Source organism: Mesorhizobium sp. P2_E7 (assembly GCF_056403855.1).
Genome location: NZ_JBFUER010000001.1, coordinates 565,155 through 582,451, shown reverse-complemented (window position 1 = coordinate 582,451; position 17,297 = coordinate 565,155). Strand labels below are relative to the sequence as shown.

General features: G+C 61.7%; 11 protein-coding genes and 1 pseudogene. 7 read left to right on the top strand and 5 right to left on the bottom strand.

Features of this window, described 5'->3' with window-relative positions:
- Positions 1–24: 24 nt before the first annotated feature.
- The 3 genes from AC1DYC_RS02975 to AC1DYC_RS02965 form a co-directional block, all read right to left on the bottom strand.
- Positions 25–708, bottom strand: coding sequence for a hypothetical protein (locus tag AC1DYC_RS02975; protein ID WP_477403837.1), 684 nt, complete (start codon positions 706–708; stop codon positions 25–27).
- 199 nt (positions 709–907) lie between these two features.
- Positions 908–3,871, bottom strand: a complete 2,964-nt coding sequence (ileS, locus tag AC1DYC_RS02970) for an isoleucine--tRNA ligase (protein ID WP_477403835.1) — start codon at positions 3,869–3,871, stop codon at positions 908–910.
- A gap of 229 nt (positions 3,872–4,100) precedes the next feature.
- Complete coding sequence (locus AC1DYC_RS02965) at positions 4,101–4,889, bottom strand: MipA/OmpV family protein (protein WP_477403833.1); 789 nt, start codon at positions 4,887–4,889, stop codon at positions 4,101–4,103.
- A 219-nt stretch (positions 4,890–5,108) separates the two neighbouring features.
- Between AC1DYC_RS02965 and AC1DYC_RS02960 the strand changes: the two genes are divergently transcribed.
- Positions 5,109–5,663 carry an HdeD family acid-resistance protein gene (locus AC1DYC_RS02960; protein ID WP_477403831.1) on the top strand — a complete coding sequence of 185 codons (555 nt, stop codon included), beginning with the start codon at positions 5,109–5,111 and terminating at the stop codon, positions 5,661–5,663.
- 12 nt (positions 5,664–5,675) lie between these two features.
- Here AC1DYC_RS02960 and AC1DYC_RS02955 read toward each other — a convergent pair whose 3' ends face one another.
- Positions 5,676–6,659: a bifunctional riboflavin kinase/FAD synthetase gene (locus tag AC1DYC_RS02955; RefSeq protein WP_477403829.1), complete on the bottom strand. Its 984-nt coding sequence runs from the start codon at positions 6,657–6,659 to the stop codon at positions 5,676–5,678.
- Between the two features lie 10 nt (positions 6,660–6,669).
- Positions 6,670–7,530: a TIGR01459 family HAD-type hydrolase gene (locus AC1DYC_RS02950; protein ID WP_477403827.1), complete on the bottom strand. Its 861-nt coding sequence runs from the start codon at positions 7,528–7,530 to the stop codon at positions 6,670–6,672.
- 338 nt (positions 7,531–7,868) lie between these two features.
- Between AC1DYC_RS02950 and AC1DYC_RS02945 the strand changes: the two genes are divergently transcribed.
- The 6 genes and pseudogenes from AC1DYC_RS02945 to AC1DYC_RS02920 all read left to right on the top strand — a co-directional run bounded on the left by AC1DYC_RS02945 (position 7,869) and on the right by AC1DYC_RS02920 (position 17,285).
- The gene (locus AC1DYC_RS02945; protein WP_477403825.1) at positions 7,869–9,830 is read left to right on the top strand and encodes a pilus assembly protein TadG-related protein; all 1,962 of its coding nucleotides are present in this window, start codon (positions 7,869–7,871) and stop codon (positions 9,828–9,830) included.
- 204 nt (positions 9,831–10,034) lie between these two features.
- Entirely contained in the window at positions 10,035–11,996 is a 1,962-nt protein-coding gene (locus tag AC1DYC_RS02940; protein ID WP_477403823.1) for a TadE/TadG family type IV pilus assembly protein, read from the top strand.
- 283 nt (positions 11,997–12,279) lie between these two features.
- Positions 12,280–12,912, top strand: coding sequence for a LysE family translocator (locus tag AC1DYC_RS02935; protein ID WP_023742986.1), 633 nt, complete (start codon positions 12,280–12,282; stop codon positions 12,910–12,912).
- Between the two features lie 745 nt (positions 12,913–13,657).
- Positions 13,658–14,155, top strand: a complete 498-nt coding sequence (locus tag AC1DYC_RS02930; protein WP_477403821.1) for a Csu type fimbrial protein — start codon at positions 13,658–13,660, stop codon at positions 14,153–14,155.
- A gap of 25 nt (positions 14,156–14,180) precedes the next feature.
- The gene (locus AC1DYC_RS02925; RefSeq protein WP_477403819.1) at positions 14,181–14,900 is read left to right on the top strand and encodes a fimbrial biogenesis chaperone; all 720 of its coding nucleotides are present in this window, start codon (positions 14,181–14,183) and stop codon (positions 14,898–14,900) included.
- Positions 14,872–17,285: pseudogene (locus AC1DYC_RS02920) on the top strand (fimbria/pilus outer membrane usher protein). The gene AC1DYC_RS02925 and the pseudogene AC1DYC_RS02920 overlap by 29 nt, the downstream one beginning before the upstream one ends.
- Positions 17,286–17,297 lie beyond the last annotated feature (12 nt).

The window sequence follows — 17,297 nt, the reverse complement described above, 5'->3', positions numbered from 1 at the left end:
CTTCAGCTGGGAAGGCGACGCTTCCTACCAGGAAGGCAGCCAGTCGAAGAGACCGCCGCTCTTGGACTTGGCGGCCGCCTCCTTCTTGAGGCGGCGTTCCTTCTTGTATTCGTCCTCGCCGAGTTCGCCCTGCGGCGCGGTGTCTGCGGCGGCGCGATAGGCCAGAGGCGGCTCGCTCAGATATTTGCGGGTAGTGGGATCGCCCTGCTTGCCCTCAGCCGTGCGGCGCTGGATCTCGGCGGCGCGGCCCTTGTCCGAATCCGCCGGCGACCAGCGCGGCGGGTGGCTCGATGCCGAATCCGCCAGCGCCTTCTTCACCGAAGCGGGATCGGTCTGCACGTCGTCGACGATCTGCGACTGGTAGGACGGATCGTCCTGGTGAGCGGTGGCGTCGGCACGCAGACGGGCGCGTCGCTGCTCGGGCGATTCGGGCCAATCGGTGCTCGCCGTCTCGATGCTTTCCTGCGGCGCCGGCAGCGCTTCCTTTTGCCCTGGCGCGGGCTTCACCAGCTCCGGACGCGGCTTGTAGTCGATCTGTTGCTTACGCTTCGGCGAAATTGAAAAGGCGCCGGACAGGTCGCCGGCAAGCTGCTCGCCAGCCGTCTTGTCGGTGCCGTAGGTGGGCGAACCCATGCAGCCGGACAGAGCGAGGCCGGACGCGACAAGCGGCGCCAGCAGCGCAACGCGCACGGAAGTTCTGTCGGTCATGCAAAAAAGTCCCACTGTAGACAGCCTCTCGATCGTCACCGGCCAAAGGTCCGGTCCCCATCGTCCACGCTCTTGCGACGGAAATCCGGCGACAATTTGTCTTCCGGAGTTTCGCGTGTTTACCTCAACCACTCGTTAAGGGCAACGCGCGGGCGGTTTTCGCCCACGCGGCGTGGCTTTTGTGCACCGGCTTATGGCCTTACAAACGTCCCAGAGCCTGCAGCTCATGCAGGACCGCGGCATCGCGGGCCGATACGTCTGGGAATTCAGCGTCCTGCCCGACATCGGCCGTATAGCGCCACGAGCGGGCGCATTTGACCAGGCCGCGGTCCTCGGCCTTTTCGACCACGACGGCGACACCTTTGACATCGTCGAGCGCAAAGGCGCCTTCCGGCGCCTTGCCATGGGCGATGACAAGATCGCTGGTGATCGCCATTTCGGCCATGTCGACGTCGGCGATCGCGGCTTCAAGTGCGGCATCGTCGAGCGTCACGACCGGCACGGCTTCCAGCGATGAGCCGATGACCTTCTGCGCCCGTGCGATCTCAAGGGCGCCGGTAACGACGCGGCGGACCTGCCGCACCTTGCGCCATTTCTCGGCCAGCGCCTCGTTTTTCCAGTCGGCCGGGATTTCAGGGAACTGGTCGAGATGCAGCGAGACCGCATCGGGATGACGGTCGAGCCAGGCTTCTTCCGTGGTGAAGGGCAGCATCGGCGCCAGCCATTTCACCAGGCAGTCGAAGAGATGGCGCACCACCTGCACGGATGCCTTGCGCTTCACGCTGGCAGGCCCATCGCAATAGAGTGCGTCCTTCCTGATATCGAAATAGAAGGCCGACAGCTCGACCACCATGAAGTCGAGCAAGGTGCGGGTGATGCGCTTGAACTCGAACGCGTCATAGCCCGAGCGCACGACCTCATCGAGCTCGGAAAGCCGATGCAGCATCAGCCGTTCCAGCTCCGGCATCTTGTCCAGCGGCACCTCCTCGCCATCGTCATGGGCGAGTGTACCCAGCATCCAGCGGATGGTGTTGCGCAGCTTGCGGTAGGCGTCGATGTTGGTCTGCAGCACGTTCTTGCCGAGCCGCTGGTCTTCCCAATAGTCTGTCGTCACCACCCATAGCCGCAGGATATCGGCGCCGGACTGCTTGATGACGTCCTGCGGCACGACGGTGTTGCCGAGCGACTTCGACATCTTGCGCCCCTCCTCATCCATGGTGAAGCCATGGGTGACGACGGTGTCGTAGGGCGCCCTGCCCCGGGTGCCGCAGCTTTCGAGCAGCGAGGAATGGAACCAGCCGCGATGCTGGTCGGAACCTTCCATATAGACATCGGCCGGCCATTTCAGATCGGGACGGTCCTCCAGCGTGAAGACATGCGTCGAACCCGAATCGAACCAGACGTCGAGGATGTCCATCACCTGCTTCCACTTCGAAGCGTCGTGATTGCCGAGGAAACGCTCCTTGGCGCCGGTTGCGAACCAGGCGTCTGCGCCTTCCTGTTCGAAAGCATCCATGATGCGCTGGTTGACCGCTTCGTCCTTCAGCACATTGCCGTCCTCGTCGGCAAACACGGCGATCGGCACGCCCCAGGCGCGCTGGCGCGACAGCACCCAGTCGGGGCGCTCCTCGATCATGGCGCGGATGCGGTTCTGGCCGGCCGCCGGCACGAAACGCGTGTCGTCGATGGCCTTCAGCGCGCGGCTGCGCAGCGTCGTGCCGTCGCCGAGATCCTTGTCCATATAGACGAACCATTGCGGCGTGTTGCGGAAGATGATCGGCTTCTTCGAGCGCCAGGAGTGCGGATAGCTGTGCTTCAGCCGGCCCCGCGCGAACAGCGCGTTGCGCTTGATCAGTTCGTCGATGACCGCCTGGTTGGCGTTGCCTTTCTTGCCATTGTCGTCGATGACGCGCGCGGCGCCACCTTCGCGGTCCGGCCCGAGGCCAGGCGCGTCCCTGGTGAAGAAGCCGGCATCGTCGACCGGGAACGGGATCGCCGTGTCGATGCCACGCGCCTGCAGATCGGACACCGCGTCCATCCAGGCATCAAAGTCTTCGCGGCCGTGGCTCGGTGCGGTGTGGACGAACCCGGTGCCGGCATCGTCGGTAACGTGGTCGCCGGCAATCATCGGCACGGGGTATTCGTAGCCACCACCGAGGCCCTTGAAAGGGTGCGAAAGCGTAAGGCTTCCAAGCTCTTCGGCGGAAACGCTGCGGAGCCGATTCAAGGTGACCTTCGCCTTGGTCGCCGAATCTTCGGCAAGTGCGTCGGCAAAGATCAGCTTTTCACCCGGCTGCGGGCCGAACGCGTTCTCGGCCGCCGTGACCTCGTAGAGGCCATAAGCGACGCGCGGAGAATAGCTGACTGCACGGTTGCCGGGGATAGTCCAGGGTGTGGTCGTCCAGATGACGACATGAGCATCCCGCAACTCCCATTCTGCTTCGGTGCGTCCAAGCCCATCCTTCCCGACGATCGGCGACTTGGGCACGACCGGGAACTTCACCCAGATCGTGTCGCTCTCATAATCCTGGTATTCGACCTCGGCCTCGGCCAGAGCGGTGCGCTCGACCACGCTCCACATCACCGGCTTGGAGCCGCGATAGAGCTGGCCCGACATGGCGAACTTCAACAGCTCGCCGGCGATGCGCGACTCCGCGTGGAAAGCCATCGTCGTATAGGGGTTCTCGAAGTCACCGACGACGCCGAGGCGCTGGAACTCGCCGCCCTGCACCGAGATCCAGTGCGCGGCGAAGTCGCGGCATTCCTTGCGGAACTCGTTGACCGGCACCTCGTCCTTGTTCTTGCCCTTGGCGCGATACTGTTCCTCGATCTTCCATTCGATCGGCAGGCCGTGGCAGTCCCAGCCCGGCACATAGTTGGAGTCATAGCCGCGCATTTGGAACGAGCGGGTGATGACATCCTTGAGGATCTTGTTCAGCGCATGGCCGATGTGGATGTTGCCGTTGGCGTAGGGCGGGCCGTCATGCAGCACGTATTTCTCGCGGCCGGCAGCCTTCTCGCGCAGCTTGCGATAAAGATCCATGTCCTGCCAGCGCTTGACCAGCAGCGGCTCCTTCTCCGGCAAGCCGGCGCGCATCGGGAAATCCGTCCGCGGCAGATAAAGCGTCTTGGAATAGTCGATCGTTTCAACAGTGTCGGTCATTGGTCTGCCATGTGCATTGCCCGGCGGGCGTAGAGGCTCGGGCGTTGAATTATCAATATCTGGAAAAAGTGCGAGAGCGCACGCCAAGATTCCCGGCGGCTCCGGCAGCCTTCAAGCTGCCTGGAACACCGGGCTCGTAATTCGTATCGCAATCGCGAAAAGGCGCGAAAAGCTGGTCATGGCAGGGCTTTTAGCCGAAGCCACGGCAGGAATAAAGCGCCGAAATCGCCTACATTGAAAAGTTGAAACGGTAGGTGGTCGAGACGCCAACCGTGAACTGGTCGCGCTGGCCGCGCTCCTTGACCAGGCTGGAATCGGCGGCCGGGCCCATCAGGCGGGCATATTCGCCGAACAGGCTGGCGGTCATCGGCTCGGTGACCTTCCAGGTGATGGCGCCGCCGAGGCCGGTGGATTTCAGGCCGCCGCCGGGGTGGTATTCGCTGAGGCCCGAGGCTGCGGCCTCCTTGGCGTTGACGCCGTAGTAGGAGTCGAAATAGGCCGACGAGGCGAACGACACGCGCGGGCCGCCCGAAATCCTGACCGTCGGCGTCACATCGTAGAACGCATCGGCGGCGATGTCGGCGACAAAGCCGTCATGGGCACGGATGCCGTGGCGCAATTCGGCGCGGGCGCGCAGCCAGTCCGTCGGGTAGAATTCGAAGAAACCGCCAACCTCGCCGCCCCAGCGCACCGGGTCGAGCCCTTTCAGCTCATCCTTGCTGCTGCGCGAAAACAGGAACTTTCCGGTCAGGCCGGCGCGGACGCCGCCATCGTCGACCAATGCCAGCGAGATGTTGTCATTGCGCGAGGTGAAGCGGGCAGATGGTCCGACCTTGCCCAGCGAGATGATCGGCGTGGCGCTGAGCAGAAGGCTGTTGGAGCCCTCGAATTTCGGCGCGACCATGCCGGTGGCGCCAAGCATCAGATACCAGTCGCCGTGGAACCAGCCGAAGGTCCCCTCGCCCGCGTTTGCCATCGCCGGCGCACCCAGCATGATCGCCGCCACAACCGCAGACATTTTCCTGACCGGACTCATGGTCACTCCACTAACACAACACAGCCGCACCCCGGCCACAGCTTTGACGACCGTTTGGTAAAATTTGATTTAAATCCGAGACAGAGATCGCGGTTTGCAGCTGCCGCCATCGCTGGACGGGTGCCGACGCCGGGACTAACTTCAGGGACGGCGACAAGCCAGGCAATCTTTGATGCACAGTGACTTTGAGGAGATGCGGCTATGACCCTGCACGGCGACACCCTGAAAGACGCGATCGGCCGGACACGAGACAAATGGGGGTGGTTCGTCGCGCTCGGCGTGCTGCTGCTCATCTTCGGCGGCATTGCCTTCGGCAATCTGTTCATCGCGACCGTCGCCTCTGTCTACGTCGTCGGCTGGCTGATGCTGATGGCCGGCATCATCGAGATAATTCATGCCTTTGGCGTGAAAAGCTGGAGCCGCTTCTTCTATTGGCTGCTCAGCGGCCTGCTCTATGCTGTTGCCGGCTTCTTTGCCTTCGACAATCCGCTGCTGGCGTCAACGGTGCTGACCTTGCTGCTTGCGGTGGCGCTTGTCGCCTCGGGCGCGCTCAGGGCCTGGGTCGGCTACAGCCACCGGCCGGAAAGCGGTTGGGGCTGGGTCGTTGCGGCCGGCCTGATCAGTGTGCTGGCCGGCCTGACCATCGCCATGGGCTGGCCCGTCAACAGCCTGTGGGTGCTCGGCCTGTTCCTCGCCATCGACCTGATCTTCCAGGGCTGGAGCTTCATTGCTCTCGGACTTGCCTTGAAGCGGTAAGCGGCCGGAAGCTCAAAAAGCGATCGCGCTGTCCAGCTGCGATAGCGGCCTGACCCCGGCCAGCAGCGCGCGCGCCTCCGTCTCGTCGCGCTTGATCTGCGCCACCAGGGCGTCGAGCCCATCGAACTTCACCTCGGGGCGCAGGAAGCCGAAGAACGAGACCTCGCAGATCTCGCCATAGAGATCGCCGGAAAAGTCGAAAACATAGGTTTCGAGCAGCGGCGCGCCATTGTCGTCGACGGTCGGGCGGCGGCCAAAGCTGGCGACACCGTCATAAAGCGTGCCGTCGGCGCGGCGGAAGCGGACGGCATAAATCCCTTCCTTCAGAGTCGCTTCCGGCGAAAGACTCATGTTGGCTGTCGGGAAGCCGAGTGTGCGGCCGAGCTGCTGGCCACCGATGACTTCGCTTTCGACGGTGAAGCGGTAGCCGAGCAGACCGGCGGCCTCGGCGACTTCGCCTTCGCACAACAATGCGCGGATGCGGCTCGACGACACCACCTCGGCGCCTTCGTCGCGAAAAGCGTCGACCAAAGTGACGCCGAAACCGTGGCGCTCGCCTGCCGCCATCAGAAAGGCCGGGCCGCCTTGCCGGTCCTTGCCGAAGTGGAAATCGAAGCCGGTGACGGCATGGGTGATGCCGAGATTGCTTTCCAGCACATCGGTCACGAATGCCTCGGCCGACAGGCCGGCAAAGGCGCGCGTGAATGGCTGTTCGACGAGTGCCGCAAAGCCCAGATGCGACAACAGCCGCGCCTTCATCGGAGGCGGCGTCAGCACGAACAGCGGCATATCGGGCCTGAACACCTTGCGCGGATGCGGCTCGAAGGTCAGCACCAGTGCCGGCACGCCGCGCCGCCCGGCCTCGGCCAGCGCGCGTTCGAGCACGGCCTGGTGGCCGCGGTGAACGCCGTCGAAATTGCCGATCGCCACGACGCCGCCACGCAAGTGCGCTGGCAGCGGCGCGGTCGCGGAAATATGATCGAAGGCTGCGCTCATGGAAACGACCCTACCGCAGTCTCGGAATGACGGCGACCGGCCGGTAGCCGTGCTTTTGCAGAAAGGCTGCAAGCCTGGCGGGGTCCGGCTGCATGGGATCGCCATAGTCGCGCGCGTGAATGCCGCCCGACACGTAGAGCACGTCGATGCCATTGTCGGCGGCGCCCTTGACGTCGGTCATCATGCCATCGCCGATGGCCAGCACCTCGGAGCGCCCGACGTCACGGCCGACAAGCGAGGCGACTTCCCGCATTGCTGCGTCATACACCGGCGCATAGGGTTTTCCGGCAATCAGCGTGCGGCCGCCGAGCTGGGCATAGTCGCGGGCCAAGGCCCCGGCGCACCAGATCATGCGCTCGCCGCGCTCGACGACGATGTCGGGATTGGCGCAGATGAAAGGCAGGTTCCTGGCGCGCAGCCGGCGCAGCAGTTCGGCGTAATCCTCAGGTGTTTCCACCTCGTCGTCGAACAGCCCGGTGCAGACGACGCCGGAAGCCTCGAACTCCTCGACGAGATCGACGTCGAGACCGTCATAGAGGGTGAAGTCGCGATCGGCGCCGATATGGAAGATCTTTCGCGGGCCTTCGGCGATGAGGTCGCGGGTCACGTCGCCCGACGTGACGACACGGTCGTAGGCAGCGGCGGGAACGCCGATCGCATTCATCTGCGCCACCACATCGGCACTGCGGCGCGGTGAATTGGTGATCAGGACAACCGGAAGCTTGGCCGCGCGCGCGGTTTCCAGCGCCAGCGTCGCAGCCGGGAAATGCCATTCGCCATTGTGGATCACGCCCCAGACATCGCACAGGATGGCCGAGTAGGCACCCGACAAATCCGCGAGCGAGCCGATGATGTCAGGCGAATCCGCCATGCCGTTTTCCTGATGTGACGATCGTTGCTGGAGCTGCGGCCGACGGTCCGCCGCAACCGGTCCCGCATTAACCGAAGCGTTTCATCCTGTCACCAGCTTTCGGCGTTTCGACGCCGTCGAGCCATGGGCTGATGGCGGTTGCATCTCGCAGAAGGCGCCTTTCCCCAAGCTTCGGCCGATCAGGAAATGTCGCATCGCCGATCACCAGGCCCAATGGTTAACGAGCCTTGAAAAGATGGGCCGACCTTGGACGTATTTCAGCAACCTGAAATTTAACGATTTGTGGGCATGTTCACGCCGATAGTCGACATTTGGGTCCTGGCAGGGGTGCTGTAGGCATGATCCGCAGATTTCTAGGCGACAGACGCGGCAACTATGCCTTGATGACAGTGATAACCTTGGTGCCGTTGATGGGCGCGCTGGCGCTCGCCATCGACTACACCGAGCTGGTCCGCCAGCGCCAACAAACGCTGAATGCGCTCGATGCCGCAGGCATCGCCACTGCCCGGCAGATCGTTTCCGGCGCGACCGACGATGCGATCAAGGCCTATGCCAAGAACTTCTTCGAGGCCAATCTCGGCCACGTCCAGCCCGCCAATACGTTGCTGACCGTGACATTGCCAAACAACAATACCGGCGGCGGCACGCTGAAACTTCAGGCGACGCTGACGTTCAAGCCATACTTTCTGCCGGTCGCGGCCTGGATGCTTGGCAAATCGTCAGGCAGCACCGATGTCCAGATGACCGCAACCTCCGAAGTTCGCCTCAAGAACACGCTCGAGGTTGCGCTGGTGCTCGACAATTCGGGGTCGATGGCCTACCTCGGCTCCGGTACTGGTGAGAAGCGCATCGATCTTCTCAAGGAGGCAGCCAAGCAGTTGGTCGACACGCTGGCGCTTCAGGCGCAGCAGATGAAGCAGATCTCCAAACCGGTGCAGTTTTCCCTGGTTCCGTTTTCGGCGTCGGTCAACGTCGGCCCCGGCCACGACCAGGACTCTTGGATGGACCTGCAAGGCATCTCGCCGATCCACCACGAGAATTTCGACTGGACGAAGATGACCGCGGCCAACGACCCCAACAAGTATGCCCTGAAGGTGGGCGACGTTTGGTACAAGAAAGGCAGCGGCTGGGGGGATACCGAGGGTGAGAAGCTGACCCGCTTCAGCCTCTATTCCGACATGACCGTCGAATCCGGCCGCGAAACGGTTACCACCCCGAGGCAATATGTCTGTGACGTTTTCAAGAAGAATGGCACTTGTGACAAGGGCCATTGGTTCTACCCACCGCCGACATATGTCTACACCACGAGCCGCTATGCGAGTTGGCAAGGCTGCGTGGAGGCGAGGCCCTATCCCTATAATGACGACGACACGACGCCCGATACCGCCAACCCGGCTACGCTGTTCGTGCCTATGTTTGCACCGGACGAGTCTGGCACCCTCTGGCGCGACTTCAATCGCGACGGCATCGACGATGTCAATATTTGGGCTAACATCCCGAAGTCCGACAACAATTGGTGGGCCGACTGGCCGAGCTCTACGACCGCCAAGGAGCGTCAGTCGGACATGCGCAAGTACTTCATGATCAAACCCTACAACTCGAGTTCGGCCGCTGCAGGCGACGGTCCGAACGCTGGCTGCACGACCAATCCGATCACGCCGCTGAAGGACGTGACCAACGAGGCCGAGAAACAAGAACTGGACGATGCCATCGACGACATGGCGCCGACCGGCAACACCAACGTTCCGGAAGGCATGGCCTGGGGCTGGCGTACGGTGTCGAGCAATGAGCCCTTCACCGACGGCCGGCCGAACAGCGAAAAAGGTAACGACAAGGTGGTCATCGTGCTGACCGACGGCGCCAACACCTATAGCGCCGTCAGTGACGGCAGCAGTTCCAACAACAGATCGACCTATGCCGCCTATGGCTATACCGGCCTGACCTATCCGGGATCGGGAAGCGTGACCCGCCTGTTCATGAATACGGACGTCCCCAGCACCACCTATACCTCCACCAACTACACCGCCGCGCTCGACCAGCAGATGAAAACGCTTTGCGCAAATGCCAAGGCCAACAACGTCCTGGTCATGACCGTCTCGCTCGACCTCGTCGACACCAAGACGGATGAAAAGAAGGCAATGGACGCGCTGAAGGAATGTTCCTCGGATTCGCGCTTCCGCAAGGACCCCAAAGATCCGACCAAGGCCGCGAAGCTCTACTGGAACGCCACCGGCGCCACGCTGTCCGACAATTTCAAGGAAATCGCCAACGAGCTGTCAAACCTGCGCATCGTCGGTTGAGCCAACGAAATCCTTTGGAACGAGGCGCCCCGTCTCCCCGGCGGGGCGTTTCTTCGAGCAGCGGTCATCCACCGGCCGCCACCTTTGGTTAGCGCTTGGTGAAGCGCTCAGCGCGCAATCGAGCGGTTTCCCAAACCCGTCCTTCAGCGTTTTGTGAAAGTGTGGCGGCATTGAAGAATCCGCAGGCGGGGCCGCTTACATCACATGCGCACATTCTGGCGTGACTTCTGGCGCGACCGGCGCGGCAATTATGCTCTCATGACTGTTCTGGCCATGGTGCCGCTGATGGGCGGCGTGGCGTTGGCCGTCGACTTCAGCGGCATGGTCAGCGAGAAGCAGAAGGTGGTCAACGCGCTCGACGCCGCCAACTTCGCCACCGCGCGCCGGCTGGTGGAAGGCGCCACCGACGACCAGTTGCGGGCCTATGCACTCGACTTCTTCAAGGCAAACCTCAACGACGTCGATCCGGCCAACACGACGCTCGACGTTACGCTGCCCAGCAGCACAGCCGGCGGCGGCATCGTCAAGCTTTGCGCAAGCCTGGTCTACAAGCCCTATTTCCTGCCGGCAGCTTCGATGTTGATCGGCAAGACGTCAGGCGACATCGACTACTCCGTGTGCTCGCAGGTGCGGTTGAAGAACACGCTGGAAGTGGCCATGGTGCTCGACAATTCGGGCTCGATGTCGACGCCCGGCACCGGCTCCGGACAAAAGCGCATCGACCTTCTCAAGCAGGCCGCCAAGCAGCTGGTCGACACGCTTGCCTCGCAGGCCGCAATGATCAAGCAGATCGACAAGCCGGTGCAGTTCAGCCTGGTGCCGTTCGCCGCCTCGGTCAATGTCGGCGCCAGCAACGACAATGCGTCATGGATCGACGCGTATGGTCTGTCGCCCATCCATAATGAGAACTTCGACTGGTCGACGCTGAACGCCGCTGACAAATATGCCCAGAAGATCGGTGGCATCTGGTACAAGAAAGGCACCGGCTGGGGTGAGCAGGAGGGGCAGATGCTGACCCGCTTCTCGCTTTACCGCGACATGAAGGTGGTCACCAGCCACGAGCGCATCGTCGGCAGCAAACGCGTGGTCTGCGACAAATACCGTGCCAATCATACATGCTCGGACAGCCACGACGAATACGACTACACCGACACATACGGACCGTTCGCCAGCTGGCAGGGCTGCGTCGAAGTCCGTCCCTATCCCTATAATGTCAACGATGCGCCGGCCTCCGGCGGACCGAACAACACCGGCACTGGCGTCGGCGACCCCGCGACCATGTTCGTGCCGATGTTTGCGCCCGACGAGCCGGGCAACCACTGGTATATCACGCAGGATCCGGATGAGCCGAAGCCGGTGACCTATGGCGCGGTCAACAGCTGGTGGAACGACGATCCGTCGAGCACCACCGGCAAGACCAGACAGTCCAACATGGCCAAGTATTTCCAGCCGCGGCCGATCAATGCGCCGGTGCTGTCGAAAGGCGCCGGGCCTAATTACAGCTGCACCACGACGCCGATCACGCCGCTGACCGATGTCACCAACGCCGACGGGCTGGCCAAGATCAAGGCTGCGATCGACCTGATGGCACCCAACGGCAACACCAATGTGCCGGAAGGCATGGCGTGGGGCTGGCGCACCGTCTCCAGCACCGAGCCCTTCACCGAGGGACGCCCGGAGACCGAACGCGGCAACGACAAGGTGGTCATCGTGCTGACCGACGGCGAGAACACCTATTCGACGGTGAGCTCCGACCCCGCCGGCAACAAGTCGACCTATGCCGGCTATGGCTATACCGGCGTCGGCTACAACGGCACCGCGGTCACCCGCCTGTTCGGCGGCACGTCGAGCGCCATCGGCCAGCTCAACTATTCGTCGAGCAACTACACCGCCGCGCTCAACGAGCAGATGGCGACGTTGTGCAACAACGCCAAGGCGGCCAACATCATGGTGATGACGGTGGCGCTCGACATGTCGACGACCGACGCCGGCGACAAGAGCGCGATGGACGCGCTGAAGACGTGTTCGTCCGACTCGCGCTTCCGCAAGGATCCGATCGACCCGAGCAAGCCTGCGAAACTGTTCTGGAATGCCACGGGCGCCACGCTGTCGGACAATTTCAAGGAAATCGCCAACGAGCTGTCGAACCTGCGCGTGGTGAGCTGAGGCAGAAGCTGCTCATCTCCCCCCTCGAGGGGGAGATGTCGCCAAAGGCGACAGAGGGGGTCGGTTCGACGGGACGCAACACCCCTTCGTCGACAGACGAGGCTGGTTCTCCACGCGAGACGACCCCCTCTGGCCTGCCGGCCATCTCCCCCTCAAGGAGGGAGATCAACAGCGTCGCCGCCCTCTGCAATTTTCGACGCTGGCGCAAAGGCTCCCGCCATCATGCTCTTGCGGCGAGTCAAAGCGCATGGTGAGTAACGTCACCGCTTCCCGGAGATTGCCCGTGCCCGAAACCGCCAACCACCTCGCCTTCGCGCTGGTCTGCCTCGGCATGGTGCTGACGCCCGGGCCGAACATGATCTACCTGATCTCGCGTTCGCTGTCGCAAGGACCGAAGGCCGGGCTGATCTCGCTCGGCGGCGTGGCAGTCGGCTTTCTGTTCTATGTCGTATCGGCCGCGCTCGGCATCACCGCGCTGCTGCTTGCCGTGCCATTCGCCTATGACGCGCTGCGCATTGCCGGCGCGCTCTATCTGCTGTGGCTCGCCTGGCAAGCGGTGCGGCCCGGCGGGCGCTCGCCGTTCCAGGTGCGCGAACTGCCGAAGGACAGGCCGCGCAAGCTGTTCGCCATGGGCCTGATGACCAATCTGCTCAACCCCAAGGTGGCGGTTCTCTATCTGTCGCTGCTGCCGCAGTTCATCTCGCTCGGCAAAGGTCATGTGCTGTCGCAGCTTCTGGTGCTCGGCGCCACGCAGATTTCCATCAGCCTGACCGTCAATGCCATCATCGCGGTGACGGCCGGTTCAATCGCCACCTTCCTCGCCGGACGACCGCTATGGATGGTCATCCAGCGCTGGATGATGGGCACGGTGCTCGCCGCGCTGGCGCTGAAAATGGCGACCGACGCGCAACGCTGAGCCGCCTGCGGACGCAGCTACATCGGCCGCCTGATCTGCTGTGCCCGTTCCGGCGCAACCACCTTGCGACAGAGATGCCAGGTGGCGTGGCCAAGTACGGGCAGAGGAGGCCAGTCGGATAAGACTGACGGAAACCTGGATCAGGGCCGAGCAAAATTCTGATCGAAATAGGGTTTTCGAATATTGCGGAATTGGGCGAAGGCGCTCAGGGTCGAGTCCTCCTAAACTGGTACGTGCCTTGCACCGTTCTGTCTACTACTAGCTGCATCAGAGCCGTCTGAGGCACCCGTAGGAGAAGCACTTCGCCAACCCTTCAGGCAACCCATATCTTGTTTCGGTAGGTTGCGGTTCGCCGGCCAGCTTTTGTTGGCCGCTGTCGAATTTTGCAACCTATGGCACATGCGTTACATCTAATGCTTGCACGCACAATTGAACGCAAAAGGACAGATCTAGCTTCAATTTGGGGAACGGAAAGTGTTGCTTTATGGCTTTGACGAGATATCAAACTGAATCAATTCGGACTTGTTGCATACTACAGCTGCTTCCAATCATACTGCTTCAAGTACTTATTGCAACATAGAACAGAACCTACCAGCAACCTAAAATATGTCGAATGGGCTTCGATGGGGAGAATTCTCGACATTAGTTGTATCTAAACGGAAAATATGTCAGATGTATTGGGGCTTGGGAGCTTTTCGACGGTTTTTCGCCATGTGCGACGAACCGAACCATACGGGAGCACCGCATGCGAGCTTTGTCCTCCGCCTTTCTGGCGATCCTTTCTGCAGCCTCATTACTGACGAATTCGGCCCTTGCCGCCGTCGCAACCGGCAACATGAATGTTCGCATCACGATTACGGCCGAATGCAAAGTGCAGACCGCCAGCGATCTTGATTTTGGATCAAAGGGCGTCATCGATGCCAATGTTGATCAAACCAGCACCATCGGCGTTCAATGCACCTCTGGTCAGACCTACAATGTTGGCCTGAGCGCCGGGGCTGGCAGTGGCGCGACCGTTGCGGTTCGCAAGATGACCGGCCCGGGTGCCGCCACCGTCAACTATACGCTTTACCGTGACACCGGGCGCACCCAACTTTGGGGAGTGACGATCGGCACCGACACTGTTGCAGGAACCGGCAACGGTAGCGTCCAGAACCTGACCGTCTATGGGCGGGTTCCACCACAGACGACACCAGCCGCAGGCGCCTATACGGACACTGTTGCGATTACAGTGACGTATTGATCTTTCCCAAACCGGAGGACACGACATGCGACCCATGCAGTCATGCATAGGGGCGGCAGCGCTCCTTTTGCTGTGTGTGAGCCATTCAGCAGCCGCTTCCCTTAGAGTAGCCCCAACCAGCCTGGAACTGATTGCTCCCGACAGCGCGGCAGTTCTAAATCTGCACAATGACGCCAAGCGGCCGATTAACGTCCAGATTCGCGTATTCCGATGGCGACAGGTCGACGGGGTGGAGCAACTGGAGCCGACCACGGACGTTGTCGCCAGCCCGCCCTCGACTGAGGTCGGGCCAAATGCCGATTATTCCGTTCGCGTGCTGCGCGTAAGCAAGACGCCGGTGGGCACCGAGGAGGGCTACCGCCTGCTGGTGGACGAGTTGCCCGATCCCTCGCGCAGGAAGGCAGGCACCGTCACCCTGGTGCTTCGATATTCCGTGCCTGTCTTCTTTCGCAATCCCGACGCTAAGGCACCGGACGTCTCGTTCAGCCTGTCGCGGAAGGGCCGCAGCCTTCTTCTCACGGCGCGCAACAATGGTGAAAGCCGCCTGAGACTATCCAATCTCAATCTGACGCAAGGCGGCAAGAAGCTCGGAAGCCGTAGCGGACTGGTCGGCTACGTTCTGGGTGGCGCCACCATGCAATGGCCGATCGGCAGCAGCAAATCGCTGGCCGGAAGCTCTGTCACACTGAAGGCACAGAGCGACTTTGGACCATTCGATGCCCCAGTTGCGATCAAAGGGCAGTAGATTCGCGATCGTCGTTGCAGGTTTCTTTTTTCCTCTCCTGCCGTCGAACGCGCAGGATTCGCAATCTCAAATTGCGGAACCCGCTCCCGCCCAAACCGAACGCCGCGATCTTTATCTCGAGGTGTTCATCAACGACGTCTCGACGCAACTGGTCGGCACCTTCACGCAATTCCCGGACGGTGGCTTGGCGGCAACAGCGGATGAGCTGAAGCAGGTCGGCCTGAAGCCGGTGGATGATGCGGTGGGCGGTGATGGCTTGGTCCGACTTGACCGATTGCCGAACGTTGCCTTTCGTATCGATGGACCAAGTCAGCGCCTCTATGTCACGACCACGAACGACGGCCGCGCGGCCCGCGTCGTCGATGTTGCCGGGAGCAGGAATGAGGATCGTATAGAACCGCAGGCCGGCTACGGCGGAGTACTCAACTATTCGCTTTTCGCTAGCTCCAACCGATTGTTCGAAAAGGACGTCGACCTGTTTCAGGGCATCTCCGGCGGCTTCGACGCGCGCGTGTTCAGTCCCTTCGGCACCCTCAGTCAAGGTTTTATCGCCGGCTACTCCGATGGTGAATTCGGCGGGTTTACTCGGCTCAACACGACCTGGAGTTACTCAGACCCCAAGCGCCTGATGACCTACCGGGCGGCGACTTTATCTCCGGCGGGCTCTCCTGGACCCGGCCAGTTTATCTCGGCGGCATCCAGGCGCAGCGCAATTTCGCGCTACGATCTGATCTGGTTACTCTGCCGCTGCCATCGTTCGGAGGAACTGCCGCCGTCCCTTCGACGCTCGAAGTCTACACCCAGAACGTTCGCACCTATACCGGCAACATTCCCGCTGGGCCTTTTCAGATCACCAACCTGCCGGTGTTTGCAGGAGCCGGCGAAGCGCAGGTCATCCTGAGAGATAGCCTCGGTCGTGAGACGACGACCAGACTCCCCTTCTATACCTCCAGCGACATGCTGGGTCAGGGATTGCTCGACTTCTCGACTGAGGTCGGATTTCCACGGCGCAATTTCGGCACCCAATCCGACGACTACGACCAACGCATGTTTGGCTTTGCAACGGCACGTTACGGTCTCACCAACTGGCTGACGCTGGAAAGTCATGCCGAGGGTGGCGAGGATTTGATTAATGGCGGAGTGGGCGCCGCATTTCCGCTCGGACCTTATGGCGCCCTATCGGTCGCTGTTGCGGGCAGCCACCATGACGGGCGAACCGGCTCGCTTGTGAACGCCTCGCTGGAGATGAGCCACGAAGGCTGGTCGATTTACGGTCGAATCCAACGCGCCTTCGGCGACTACGAAGACATCGCCTCAATAACCGCCGAACCGTCGTTTTCCGATCCGGGCGACTTTCCGATCTTCAGCGCAGGCGTTCCCCGCGCGATCGGCCAGGTAACCTTGAGCATTCCAACGCCGCTCGATTTTTCCAGCCTCAATCTCTCCTACACGCATCTCGAAAGTGCCGAGGGCCAGAAGAGCCAGATTGTCGGCCTCTCCTACAGCCAGCAGATCTTCAGGCGAAGCAGCCTTTACGCCACCGCCTTTGTCGACCTTGAGGACCGCGACAGTTTTGGTGTTTTCGCTGGAATCTCCCTCCCGTTCGGCGACGATATCACTGCCTCGACCGGCGTGGAGAGTGGTCCGGATGGCCTGAATGTCGTAGCTGACGTCGCCAAGTCGGAGCGGCTGCAGGACGGCAGCGTGGGCTGGCGGGCACGGACCTCCGAAGGAGAAACGCCCAGTCGGTCGGCCGCTGTTAGCTATCGGGCGCCGTTCGCTCGCTTCGAGGCCGGTGTCCAACAATACGACAATGATTTTAGGGCGACCGCGCAAATGGATGGCGCGATTGCCGTGGCCGGCGGCGGGGTCTTTGCCACCAATCGCATTGATGACGCTTTCGCTGTCGTCGATGTTGGTGCGCCAGATGTGGATGTCCAATTCCAGAACCGACCAGTCGGCAAGACCGATCGTAAGGGACGTATTCTCGTCCCGGGCCTCAACTCCTATGAGCCGAACACGGTTTCAATCGACCCCAAGAACCTAGCGGTCGATGCGGATGTCCCGGCAACCAAGGAGGTCGTTGTGCCAGCCGACCGCAGCGGTGTTGTGGTGAAGTTTGGAGTATCGGAGGCTCCGAAGGCAGCGCTCGTCACCTTGGTCGACACCAGCGGCACTCCGCTGGAGGCTGGTCTAAAGGGGCGCATCGACGGTAGCTCGGATGTGTTCGTCATCGGCTACGACGGTCAGGCCTACATTCGCGGTCTTGCCTCTGAGAACGCGGTTGTGATCGACCGCTCGGATGGAAGCTCCTGCCGAGCCGAATTTCCCTACAAACCCGAGCCCGGCCAGCAAGTGGCGATCAAGGACGTGGCATGCCGATGAATTTGGGAGAAA